The sequence below is a fragment of the Lacinutrix sp. MedPE-SW genome, from assembly GCF_001874145.1.
In the GTDB taxonomy this organism is placed as follows: domain Bacteria; phylum Bacteroidota; class Bacteroidia; order Flavobacteriales; family Flavobacteriaceae; genus Lacinutrix.
On record NZ_MPCX01000006.1, the window covers coordinates 1 to 12,277 of the forward strand.

Consider the following 12,277-nt stretch of genomic DNA (forward strand, 5'->3'; position numbering starts at 1 on the left):
ATCAATTTTGTACCGGTTAGCAAACAAATTTGGCGGTATATACCAACTTTTATTAAAGTTTGTATATATTTTATTTTTGGCAGGTTATCGCAACTTTTTAGTTTAATTTTTATCATGAATTCGTTCAACCACACCATTTGCCCAATCTTTAATTCTAGGTCCAAAACATTCTAAAATAGCATCTACACCAACAACACTACCTTTTGCAAGCCTACCTAAAACGGCTAGATTAAGAGTTTGTTTTTTGTTTTTAGAAATTACTAATCCGTTAGGTTTAGTTTCTACACCTAATTTACTATGTATAGCTTGTATTAAATTGTCGCTTAATAAATTTGTTACAATTGGAGCGATTACTTTTTCAATTTTAGGGCTGTCTAAAACCGCATTAATCATAGTGTCTACTATAATTTCTTGGTTGTGTTTTTGCAGTTGCCAACCGTTTTCTTTCAATGTAATTTCTGGATTGTTTACAAAGTTTAAATTTAGAGTGCCTTGATAGGTTAAAGCTAAAAGTTGTTGTAAGCTTTCTATTGGTGGTCCAAAGGCGTAGCGTTTCATGCGTTCGTCTAGCGCAATAACTTGGTCTATAACTTGGTCTTTTAATTTAGAGTGCGACATCATAGCGTATAAAGTAGGTTCGCAGTGTCGCCAAACTTGACCTAGACAATAATCTAAACTTATAGGTTTTGTGGCGGTTGCCATGTCTACATAAGCTTGAATAATTACTTCTGGTGCGTTATCATGCGATAGTAGCAGCTCATGTGTATAACTATCGTCTTTTAAATACGCTTCAATAATTGTTTTTATAGCGTTTTCTGTAAAATTATGATGGTAAGCGTGGTTCCCTAATAGCATATACTGGTGTGCAACAACAGTTGCAATGGCTTCAATTAAAAATGTATTACCATTACTGTACGATTCATTATCTCTAATTTGAAGTAATTCTGACTTAAAACTTAAAATTTTAGAAGCACTTGGTGTAAATAATGCGTCTATTTTAGAGTTTAAAGGTTTGCTAGCCATTGGTAAACCATCTAAAGAAAAAGGAATAAGTTTTAATTCGCTTTCTCCTGGATGATATTTCATTTTATGAGTTTCTGTATTAACCACTTCAAAATGGCCGCCATTTACTTTAGTTAAAGCTCTAACAACATCTATAGTTGCTAGTCCAAAACCTCTAAGGCCTACGTTATGCGCTTCGGTTTTATAATCTATAGCAAGTAAATTTTCTATTGGGTACGATTTTAAAAAGAGGTTTACATCACTATTTTCTTTGGCATATTTTAACCAGTCTTTAAGCTGTTGCGAGCATTCGGTTTCTTGGTGGCCAATAGTTAGCACAACGTCGTCTGCATTATAGGTGTTACCATTTTTTGCAGTAATTGTAAAACACGGATTGTTGTTTTCAACCTCTATAACTTCAGTATTAAAAACAGATAAAATATCGTGCTCTTCTAGCGTTTTTGCAATAGAGTTGTAGCGTGCTTTTAAATATTTTCCTATTTCCGATCGTTTTGGGAAGACTTCATGTTTGTTATTTATAATGTCGTCTTTACTTTTTCCTGTCCAATCATGGTAAGATTGAAAACCTTCAATTTTAAAATGCTTAAAATCTAATGCAGGTCTTTGGTCTATAGTTAATGCACGTTCCGAAATATTTAACCAGTTAGTATCTGGTTGGTTTAAATTGTAAATTGAACCACAGCCTAATTGCGACGATTTTTCGAAAATTATAACCTTTGGAAGTGATTTAAACTCGGCTTTTGCTAAAGCAATCATTACATTTTCTAATGCTGAAAGACCTCTTGGTCCACATCCAATTATAGCAATGGTTTGTATGGGTTGGTTCATTTTTAGTTTTTAAAATTTTTACACTGAAAGACTTACTCTAAACTAATACTTTCTATAAGTAGCTTAAATTGTTCTTCTTTTTTATTGCCAATTAAAAACGCAAGTTCTTCTATTGAAGTTTTATCAAAATTTGGAATATCTAGCGTTTTACCTCGAAAAGTGGGATACATAGCATTTAAATCGATACTTATAGTTTGCCATTCGCCAGAGGTAGTAAATGGTTTTATGTACGAATGCCTATCGTTAGTATTTGCTTTTATTCTAAGTTGGTAGGTTTTGCCATCACCTTTTAATTTTACTATAATTTTAGAAGTTGCTTTAACCGCTATGGTTTTCATATTATAGCGTACAGATGAAAAGCCACCATTGTTTTCTAAAGATATTTTACCGCTAAACTCACCATAACCATTATTGTTTAGTGAAAAGGTTCCGTTAGATTTTCCGCCCATAACAACATCGTCTACAATACGCCAGTTAGAAATGTTAGCGTTTTTAGAAAATGTAAAAATAGGAGTAGTGCTCATTACTATAAATAAGGTTAAAATGTTAGCTAATAGTTTCATAGCGTGTTTTTACCAAATTTACATGTTATGATTGTTTTTCTATCTCAATAAAAAGTTAAAAGGTTTAGTAGGAATTAGAGCGCTTTAGCCGTGAATGGTTTCGCTTTTACCGTAGCTTTTAATTAACTCGCCTTCAAATGCTACAAGCTCTTTCCAGCGTTTATCTACATCAATGCCTTTGCCATATTTTCTTGCAAAGGTTATAAATGTAGTGTAATGTCCAGCTTCGCTAATCATTAAATCATGGTAAAATTTAGAGAGTTCTTTGTCTTTTATACGTTGCGATAAAAGTTTAAAACGTTCGCAACTACGTGCTTCTATCATGGCCGAAAATAATAAGCGATCGACAAAGCTTTGTTGTCTGCTTCCGCCTTTATTCATAAACTTATACAATTGGTTTACGTAATGGTCTTTACGCTCACGACCTAAAGTGTAGCCGCGTTTTTTAATAATATCGTGAACCATCTGGAAATGCTCCAATTCTTCTTGAGCTAATTTTATAAGCTCTGTTACCAACTCTTCATGTTCACTATTGTTGGTGATTATTGTTATAGCGTTTGTAGCTGCTTTTTGTTCGCACCAAGCATGATCGGTTAAAATTTCTTCAATATTACTTTCTACAATGGTTACCCAACGTGGATCGGTTTCTAATTTTAGGTGAAGCATGCTCATAATGTACTGTTTTTTGGCAAAGGTATTGTATTAGCTAATATAATTCCAAATATTCTTGTACTTACTCATTTGCCTGTATGTTTCTAGAATTACAGCATTTTCTGGGTGGCCAAGCGATGGATCTTTTTCTAAAACCTTTTTTGCGTAATATCTAGCGTGTTGTAAAATGTCGTTGTCTTTTACAATATCTGCAATTCTAAGATTTAATATACCACTTTGTTGTGTTCCCATAATATCTCCAGGACCACGAAGTTTTAAATCTACTTCGGCAATTTCAAAACCATCATTAGTTCTTACCATGGTTTCAATGCGTTTTTTGCTGTTTTCAGAGAGTTTATGGCTCGTCATTAAAATACAATAACTTTGCTCTGCACCACGGCCAACACGACCACGTAATTGGTGTAATTGTGATAGCCCAAAACGCTCTGCGCTTTCAATAATCATTACCGATGCATTTGGCACATTTACGCCAACTTCAATTACAGTTGTTGCTACCATAATTTGTGTTTGACCTTTAATAAATCTTTGCATTTCGAACTCCTTATCTGCAGGTTTCATTTTGCCATGAACAATAGAAATTTGAAACTCTGGAGCAGGAAAATCTCGGGCAATACTTTCGTAGCCATCCATTAAATCTTTGTAGTCCATTTGAGCACTTTCTTTTATCAATGGATAGACAATATAAACCTGTCTTTTTTTCTTAATTTCAGATCGTAAAAACTGAAAAACTTTTAGCCTATTTGAGTCGTATCTATGAACCGTTTTTATGGCCTTTCTTCCGGGTGGTAATTCGTCAATAATTGAGATGTCTAAATCACCATAAACCGACATGGCTAATGTTCGCGGAATTGGTGTTGCGGTCATCACCAAAACGTGAGGAGGAAAGGTGTTTTTTTTCCATAATTTAGAACGTTGTTTTACTCCAAATCGATGTTGCTCATCTATAATTGCCAGTCCTAAATTTTTAAATTTTACTTTATCTTCTAGTAAAGCATGAGTGCCAATTAAGATGTCTAATTCGCCATTTTCTAGCATGTCGTGTATTTCACGACGCTCTGAAGTTTTACTTGAACCTGTGAGTAATTTTATACTGATATTCAAATCTTTACATAGTTCAATTAAACCGTTATAGTGCTGAACTGACAAAATTTCAGTTGGCGCCATTAAGCAGGCTTGAAAACCATTGTCAAGCGCCATTAACATTGACATTAGTGCAACAATTGTTTTTCCAGAACCAACATCACCTTGTAAAAGTCGGTTCATTTGTGCATTACTACCTAAATCTGCTCTAATTTCTTTGAGTACTCGTTTTTGTGCACCAGTTAATTCAAACGGTAAATGGTGTTTAAAAAAGGTATTAAAAAGAGCTCCAACGTTTTCAAAAGGAAAGCCTTTTATTTTAGATTTATGAATTAAATTTTTTAAAATTAATTGTAATTGTATGTAGAATAATTCTTCAAATTTTAGTCTAAATTGTGCCTTAAAAAGTAGCTCTGGACTCTTAGGAAAATGGATGTTAAAAAGGGCTTCAGATTTAGAAATTATTTTAAGGTTTTCAAGGATGTTTTTCGAGAGCGTTTCAACAAATTTTCCACCCGTTTCTATAAACAGATTTTGCATGATTTTTATCATCATTCTGTTAGTGATTCCTTTGTTTGAAAGTTTCTCTGTAGAAGGATAAATGGGTTGCATTGTAGAGCGTAAATTTTGCTCGTGTTCTGTCTTTAATTCTATGTCTGGATGTGGCATGTTAAACTTGCCACCAAACAAATTTGTTTTACCAAAAATCACGTAAGGCACATTTTTTTTTAGCGATTCACGAATCCATTTTTGACCTCGAAACCAAACCAATTCCATGGTGCCTGTTTCGTCTTGAAAAGTAGCTACTAATCGTTTGCCTCTTTTTTGTGCGACTTCCTTAAAACTTGTAATTTTTCCTATAATTTGTACTTCGGCCGTACTTGGGTTTAACTGGTTAATTTTATAGTATTTTGTACGGTCTAAATAGCGATTTGGAAATAGATTTATTAAATCTTGGTAAGTGTGTATGCCAAGTTCTTTGCGAAGCAAATCGGCACGATTTGGTCCAACACCTTTTAAGTAGTCTATAGGAGTTTGTAGGTTAGTTGCCATTAGAAAACGAAATTAAGGTATTTCTATTTAAAGTGAAAGTATTATTTACACGTCATATTTTAGCTCGAATTAAAAAATTTAAGTTTTTATTGTGTTTTGCAATTTATGTAAAAATGTTAAAAATTGTATTTTGGTCGCATCCTTATAAAATACTATCTATGAAACAGTTCCTATGCATAATAATTGCGTTAATATTTTTTTCCGCGGAAGCGCAACAAACAGAATATGTAGATTTTATCTCGGCTAAAGTAAATGTAGCTACAAAAGCAGTAGATAAAGGAATTGGCGGACAAGTATTATATCAATTTAAAATTCTAAAAAATGTAGATTCTATTTATTTAGATGCTAAAAATTTTGAACAACTAGAATTTAAATTAAATAATAAATCTGTAGCTCATGATTATAATAATAAGCAAATAGTAATTAAACAATCGTTTAAAAAAGGAGATTCTCACAGTTTACTAATTAGCTATTATGTAAAACCTAAAAAAGCACTTTATTTTGTTGAACATAATGATTATAACCAAATCTGGACGCAAGGTCAAGGGAAATATACAAGTAACTGGCTGCCTAGTTTAGACGATACTAATGATAAAATAGAATTTAATTTAACTATAACGCATGACAACGATTATAGCGTTGTGGCTAACGGAAAACTTATAAATAAAGACATAGGAGAAAAAACTACAACTTGGCATTACAACATGCAAAAACCTATGCCTAGTTATCTTGTAGCATTAGCTATTGGTAAATACAATAAAAAGGAAATAACCTCTAAAAGCGGCGTGCCGATTGCGCTGTATTATTATCCTGAAGATTCGACTAAAGTTGAGCCAACATACCGCTACACAAAGCAAATGTTCGATTTCTTGGAAGAAGAAATTGGTTTAGCTTATCCTTGGCAAAACTACAAACAAGTACCAGTAAAAGACTTTTTGTATTCTGGTATGGAAAACACAACACTTACTATTTTTAGCGATGATTTTATGATTGATAAAACTTCGTTTGTAGATAAAAACTACGTAAACGTAAATGCTCACGAGCTTGCACACCAATGGTTTGGCGATTATGTTACAGCTACAGAAGGAAAACACCACTGGCTTCAAGAAGGTTTTGCTACTTATTATGCCTTATTAGCAGAGCGAGATATTTTTGGTGATGACTATTACTACAATACACTTTATGAATACGCAAAAGAGTTAATAAACCAACAAGTAAAAGATGAAGCCACACCATTGTTAGACCCAAAAGCAAGTAGTGTTACCTTTTATAAAAAAGGCGCTTGGGCTTTACATATTTTAAAAGAGAAAATAGGAGAGAAGCTATTTAAAACCGCTGTAAAAAACTATTTAAATAAATATGCGTTTAAAAATGTAAACACAGATAATTTTTTAACTGAAGTTGAAAAGGTTTCTGGACAGAATTTAGATGCTTTTAAAAAAGAGTGGTTACTGTCTAAAGATTTGCCAATTGCTAAAATGAGAACAACTCTAAAAAAGAATGAAAGTATTGCTTTTTTAGAAACTATTGAAGATGCAGATTATTTAAAATACAGAACAGACGAAAACGGTTACATACCATCAAGTCTAGTTATGGAATTACCAAAAGGGTATTATACTGAAAGAATAGCGGTTTTAAATGAAGCGTTAAAGAAGCCAGATTATCCTACTTATAAAGACTTAATTCAAGAGGCTTTTAACTCTAACGAAATAAAAGTAAGACAACTATTAGCAAATAGAATGCCTGAAGGATTTAAAAAAGAAAATGAGTCGTTATTACAAGACGCTTCTTACCTTACAAAAGAGCTTGCTTTAATTAATTTATGGAATAACTACCCTTATGATAGAGTAAAATATTTAGAAGCTACCAAAGATGTTATTGGTTTTAATAATAGAAATGTAAGATGTTTGTGGTTAACATTAGCACTTGTAACAAAAGAATATAATCCTAGATTAAATGCATTGTATATTAATGAGTTAACAAGTTATACTTCGCCAGAATATGGATTCCAAACTCGCGAAAATGCATTTAATTATATAAATAAGCTTCAAATATTTAATGTTGATTCGTTGTTAAATTTAATAGACGCTACATCGCATCATAACTGGCGATTTAAGAGTTTTGCTAGAGATTTATTGAAATCATTAAGCGAAGATGAAAAATATAAAGAGATAATTGTTAATTTGCAGGAGCAATTAAAAGAAAAGTAATTATTCTAATATTGCAACTAAACAATAACTAACTCAACAACTAATATTGAAAGCATTAGTAATTTCTGGTGGCGGAAGTAAAGGCGCATTTGCGGGTGGCGTAGCTCAATATCTCATAGAACAGGAAGGAAAAGAGTACGACATGTTTTTAGGAACCTCTACGGGAAGCTTACTTATTCCTTATTTAGCCACAGAAAATCTTGGTAAACTCTACGATATTTTTACACACGTAAACCAACATTCTATTTTTAGTATCAACCCTTTTGTTGTAAAAAAGAAAAAAGGTAGAGAATATGTGTCTATTAATTATTTTAATACCATGCTTCAGTTTATAAAAAAACGAAGAACATTTGGTGAAAGTAAAGCGCTAAGACGAAATATTAAAAAAAACTTCACTGAAGCAGAGTTTAATCAAATTAGAGCAACTAAAGAAGATGTTGTTGTAACAGTAGCTAACCTATCTAAAAACCGAACAGAATATAAATCTATAAACGATTTTGAATATGAAGAGTTTTGCGATTGGATTTGGATTTCATGCAACTACATTCCATTTATGTCTCTAGTAAAGAAAAATGGTTTTGAGTATGCTGATGGTGGTTTGGGTTGTGTTGTACCAATAAGAGAAGCCATTAATAGAGGTGCAACAGAAATTGACGCTATTATTCTTGAAAGTGAAAACCTAGAATACAATAAAGTATTAGGTAAAAATCCCTTTTCACTTATGATTAATCTTTTTGGCCATTTGCTTGATCAAGTAGAAAGAGGAGATATTACAATTGGAAAATTAGCAGCATTGCATAAAAATGTAACACTTAACTTATACTACACACCAACTAAATTGACAGAGAACTCGTTAATTTTTAATAAAGGATTAATGGAAAAATGGTGGATGGAAGGTTTTCTTTATGCTCAAGAAAAACATGGTGATAATAACCCTAATAGTTCTACAGTGCCTATAAAACCTATAAAAGATGAATAAAAAAAGCGATATCTAAATTTAGATATCGCTTTTTTTATAAAGTATTATAACTTACCAAAGTTCGCTAACTTCTTTTTTAATATATGAGAGTCCCGCGTTACTTGGCGCAGCTTTATCCATCATTTCTGTAATAATAGCTTCTCTAAGTTTTTCAGCAGAATCAATTTTATCGCTCATACTTATTTTTCTAATAAGTTGAATTGTAGCACTTTTTGATGCATTAATAACACTCCAGCAATTATCGCTAACATATATTTGTTGCGCTAAATTGTGATCGAACTCCTGTTCTATATTATTTATCAATAACATTTCATAATCGTTTTTATTTGAAGACACAGGATTTACTCGTAAAATTAATCGATTAGGATTAATACGCTCTAAAAATAGAGATAACCTTTCGTAAGCTTGTAGACGTTGTGGTAGAGATTCTTTTTGTAATTGTTTGTGAATTAAAAATTTACGTCTGTCATCTTCATTTTGAATGTGTTCTCTAAAAAATAAAAATGCTACAGAACCTACAATAAGTGAAGGTACAGCGTACATTAAAAGGTTTAATAATTGGTCTTCCATTAAAGTGTGTTTTAGTTATTAAACAAACTTAATATGTTTAAAAATGTTGTACAAGTAAATTGAAACTACATTTAAAAGTTTATTGTGTTGGTTTTTTATAACCACCTAAATGCTCACAATCTTTTAGAGCTTGCATGCCATTAAAAGGTACTGGTGTTTTATCGTATTGGTATGTAGTGCTTAATTCTGCAGATAAGTTATGGTCGTCAATATTCATTTCAATATCATTCATTTTAAACTGGCATGGATGCTCGTAACCTGCAGCATGAGTGATTTCTAAAAACTCTTTTCTAAAAGATTTAAAATATTGTCCTGCTCGTTCAGATTTTAATGGTACATCTATACCACGTTGCAACCATTTACTTTGAGTAGCAACACCACTAGGGCATCTATTAGTATGGCATACTTGAGCTTGTATACAACCAATACTCATCATGGCTTCTCTAGCAACATTTATAACATCTACACCCATAGAAAAAGCCATTGCTGCTTTACCTGGGAAACCTAATTTACCACTACCAATAAATACAACTTGTTTTTCTAATCCTTTTCTTTGAAATAGTTTGTATAAATCTCCAAAGCCATATACCCAAGGTAAACTAACATGATCTGCAAAGCTTGGTGGAGCTGCTCCGGTTCCACCTTCGCCACCATCTACAGTAATAAAATCTGGACCTTTTCCTGTTTTTACCATTATATCTGTTAGTTCTTCCCATTGCTCTAATTTTCCAATGGCAGCTTTAATACCTACAGGTAATCCTGTTTCATTGGCTATAGCTTCAATAAAATCTACCATTTCTGGTATTGTACTAAAGGCTTTATGTGTTGGCGGTGATAAAACATCTTTGCCAATTTCAACTCCGCGAATTTCTGCAATTTCTTTCGTGATTTTAGCTCCAGGTAAAACGCCTCCTTTACCAGGTTTAGCTCCTTGAGATAATTTTAACTCTATAGCACGTATAAAAGGATTTTTTTCTACTAATTTTTTCATTTTCTCCATAGAAAAGTTTCCGTCTTCAGAGCGAACTCCAAAATAACCAGTTCCAAAATGAAAAACAACATCTGCACCATTGCTATGGTAAGGTGATAATCCGCCTTCTCCAGTGTTATGGTAAGCACCTGCAATTTTACAGCCTTTATTTAAAGAGTCTACTGCTCTTGCAGATAGTGAGCCATAACTCATTGCAGAAACATTAATTATAGATGCAGGCCTGTATGGTCGTTTTCTGTTATTGTGAGCACCAATAACTTTAGCGCAAGGTAAAAAGTACTTATCTTTAGCATTAATATGATCTTCTTTTATTTTAAAAGGTATCATTGCATTGTTTATAAAGATGTGTTGGTGTGCGTAAATATCACGATCTGTACCAAAGCCTTCGTAATTGTTTTCGTTTTTTGATGAGGCATAAACCCAACCGCGCTCAATTCTATTAAATGGTAATTCTTCTCTATTATTTGCAATAAAATATTGTCTAATCTCTGGCCCTATACTTTCAAACCAATAACGTAAGTGCCCAACAATTGGGTAATTATGGCTAATAGTATGTTTTCTTTGAATAATATCTCGAAGCGCAATTATTACTAATACAATTATAATCCACATCCACCAAGTGATGTTTGCAATAAAGTTTAAAAAAGTATCCATGTGTAAGAAAGAATTTTCTCAAAAATAAGAATTAAACCTTTAATAGCTTTAAGAGAAAAAAGAAAACCGATATCAAAAGTTTTGAAGTCGGTTTTCTTAAATATATATAGATGATTAATAGCATTGTAAATTTAATGCAAATTTCATTTTTTATGCGAAAAAAACGGGTGGTTTTTGGGTAGGTTACTTGTTGGATGTCTTGGTTTTTGTACGGTTTAACTTATTTGTTAATAATTACAGGAATTTCTTTTCGACTTTTAATATTTAATTTCGTGTAAATGTTTTTAACATGATATTTTACAGTGTTTTCAGAAATATGCAAAGTCAATGCAATTTCTTTATTTGTTTGTCCTTTAGCAATAAGTTGCATGATTTCTGTTTCTCTAAAACTTAATAGCGTTTTTCTATTTTTAATTGTTTTTTTTACTGTTTGTTTGTTAACCGTTTTAGATAGTTCATTAATTTCTTTAATATAATTTACAATGGCATTTCTAATTTCTTTATTCTCTATTTTTAAAGCTTTTGTTCTATAAACTACAGCATAAGAAAGCACAAGCATTTCTATAATGCCACCAATTTTAACTTGGTTTGATGTAATCTCACAAATACTAAAGCCATATAGTTTTGAAACGTAGTAACAAAAACCTAAAACTAAAATAAAGGAATAGGCGAGAAGAAAGATTTTAGAGAAGTTGTTTCTTTTAAATAGAAATCCTGCTGCGATTATGTAAATTAAACAAACTATAAAGACTAAGGTTTCTAAATAAATAAAATATTTAAAATTAAAATTTGCTACATAGCAAACCGATAGTATTCCAATTATTATTACTAAAACAAGAGATAAGTATTTAAGTTTAGGATAATAGTTTTCTATTTGTAAATAAGAAGTTGCAAAAATTAAGGCTGTAACAGAAACTAAAAAGTGATCACTAGTCTCTATAAAATCTATCATTGTTTGTGTAACTCCTAATAAATTTAATAAACCATCACTTATAAATAAAGCGATAGTAATAGTAAGTAAAAAACAAGAGTAGTATAAAAATGTATAATCTCTAAAGTTTAAAAAATAAAATAGGTTAATTAATAATATAACTAAGGCAAAGCCATAATAAAATCCTGTAAAAAGAATTTGTTTTTTTTCGTTGTATTGAAAGTTAGTCGTTGTAGAAACTTTAATTGGTATGTATGCTTCTTTAGTAATATTTACCTTAATATATACTGTTTCGGGATTTGTAATTTTAAACGTTGTATGGCGCTCAAATTCTTCTGTTTTAATAGGTAGATTACTTTGGTAAGCAATTGCATTAGTAATATGCGCGTTTTTAAACTGTATATAATTATTTTTAGATTTAAAATCATCAATTTTAAACCAATAATTAAAAGTGTTTAAACCATCGTTTATCGTTTTTTTATATGTTTTAAACTCAACATTGTCAATAGTTTCAATGTTTAGATTTTTATCAAAATCTTTATAATAAGAGATGTTTTGTGCTGTAAGCATATTAAGTGTTACCGAAGTAATACACAAAAAGGCCAACAGAAATAGTTTTTCTGTATTCGAGCTCAAGAATTGGTTTTTTTAGAAATTAGTAATAGCATTACAAATATATCTAAAAATATGTTAGCCAAAATAATTGCTAATTGTTTATAATTA

The 12,277-nt window shown here is 31.4% G+C and carries 9 protein-coding genes; 2 read left to right on the plus strand and 7 right to left on the minus strand.

Annotated elements, in window-relative coordinates; all coding sequences use genetic code 11:
• Positions 1-102 precede the first annotated feature (102 nt).
• From BM549_RS07105 to recG, 4 genes are all read right to left on the minus strand, one after another.
• Positions 103-1,851 carry an FAD/NAD(P)-binding protein gene (locus BM549_RS07105; RefSeq protein WP_290469633.1) on the minus strand — a complete coding sequence of 583 codons (1,749 nt, stop codon included), beginning with the start codon at positions 1,849-1,851 and terminating at the stop codon, positions 103-105.
• A gap of 32 nt (positions 1,852-1,883) precedes the next feature.
• Entirely contained in the window at positions 1,884-2,414 is a 531-nt protein-coding gene (locus BM549_RS07110) for a CIA30 family protein (RefSeq protein WP_290469634.1), read from the minus strand.
• A gap of 84 nt (positions 2,415-2,498) precedes the next feature.
• A complete protein-coding gene (locus BM549_RS07115) occupies positions 2,499-3,080 on the minus strand; it encodes a tRNA-(ms[2]io[6]A)-hydroxylase (RefSeq protein WP_290469781.1) in 582 nt (193 codons plus the stop codon).
• Between the two features lie 36 nt (positions 3,081-3,116).
• Positions 3,117-5,219: an ATP-dependent DNA helicase RecG gene (gene recG, locus BM549_RS07120; RefSeq protein WP_290469635.1), complete on the minus strand. Its 2,103-nt coding sequence runs from the start codon at positions 5,217-5,219 to the stop codon at positions 3,117-3,119.
• Between the two features lie 158 nt (positions 5,220-5,377).
• Between recG and BM549_RS07125 the strand changes: the two genes are divergently transcribed.
• Both BM549_RS07125 and BM549_RS07130 read left to right on the plus strand, forming a co-directional pair.
• Positions 5,378-7,429: a M1 family metallopeptidase gene (locus BM549_RS07125; protein ID WP_290469636.1), complete on the plus strand. Its 2,052-nt coding sequence runs from the start codon at positions 5,378-5,380 to the stop codon at positions 7,427-7,429.
• 46 nt (positions 7,430-7,475) lie between these two features.
• Complete coding sequence (locus tag BM549_RS07130) at positions 7,476-8,408, plus strand: patatin-like phospholipase family protein (RefSeq protein ID WP_290469637.1); 933 nt, start codon at positions 7,476-7,478, stop codon at positions 8,406-8,408.
• Between the two features lie 51 nt (positions 8,409-8,459).
• Here BM549_RS07130 and BM549_RS07135 read toward each other — a convergent pair whose 3' ends face one another.
• The 3 genes from BM549_RS07135 to BM549_RS07145 all read right to left on the minus strand — a co-directional run bounded on the left by BM549_RS07135 (position 8,460) and on the right by BM549_RS07145 (position 12,190).
• Positions 8,460-8,978 carry a hypothetical protein gene (locus BM549_RS07135; RefSeq protein ID WP_290469638.1) on the minus strand — a complete coding sequence of 173 codons (519 nt, stop codon included), beginning with the start codon at positions 8,976-8,978 and terminating at the stop codon, positions 8,460-8,462.
• Between the two features lie 79 nt (positions 8,979-9,057).
• Positions 9,058-10,623, minus strand: coding sequence for an FMN-binding glutamate synthase family protein (locus BM549_RS07140; RefSeq protein ID WP_290469639.1), 1,566 nt, complete (start codon positions 10,621-10,623; stop codon positions 9,058-9,060).
• Between the two features lie 220 nt (positions 10,624-10,843).
• Complete coding sequence (locus BM549_RS07145; RefSeq protein ID WP_290469640.1) at positions 10,844-12,190, minus strand: LuxR C-terminal-related transcriptional regulator; 1,347 nt, start codon at positions 12,188-12,190, stop codon at positions 10,844-10,846.
• Positions 12,191-12,277 lie beyond the last annotated feature (87 nt).

Excerpts from the sequence above, each read along its gene's own strand:
- BM549_RS07125 (WP_290469636.1), top strand. The coding sequence starts at position 5,378 with ATGAAACAGTTCCTATGCATAATAATTGCGTTAATATTTTTTTCCGCG.
- BM549_RS07115 (WP_290469781.1), bottom strand. The coding sequence starts at position 3,080 with ATGCTTCACCTAAAATTAGAAACCGATCCACGTTGGGTAACCATTGTA.
- BM549_RS07135 (WP_290469638.1), bottom strand. The coding sequence starts at position 8,978 with ATGGAAGACCAATTATTAAACCTTTTAATGTACGCTGTACCTTCACTT.
- recG (WP_290469635.1), bottom strand. The coding sequence starts at position 5,219 with ATGGCAACTAACCTACAAACTCCTATAGACTACTTAAAAGGTGTTGGA.
- BM549_RS07110 (WP_290469634.1), bottom strand. The coding sequence starts at position 2,414 with ATGAAACTATTAGCTAACATTTTAACCTTATTTATAGTAATGAGCACT.
- BM549_RS07105 (WP_290469633.1), bottom strand. The coding sequence starts at position 1,851 with ATGAACCAACCCATACAAACCATTGCTATAATTGGATGTGGACCAAGA.
- BM549_RS07140 (WP_290469639.1), bottom strand. The coding sequence starts at position 10,623 with ATGGATACTTTTTTAAACTTTATTGCAAACATCACTTGGTGGATGTGG.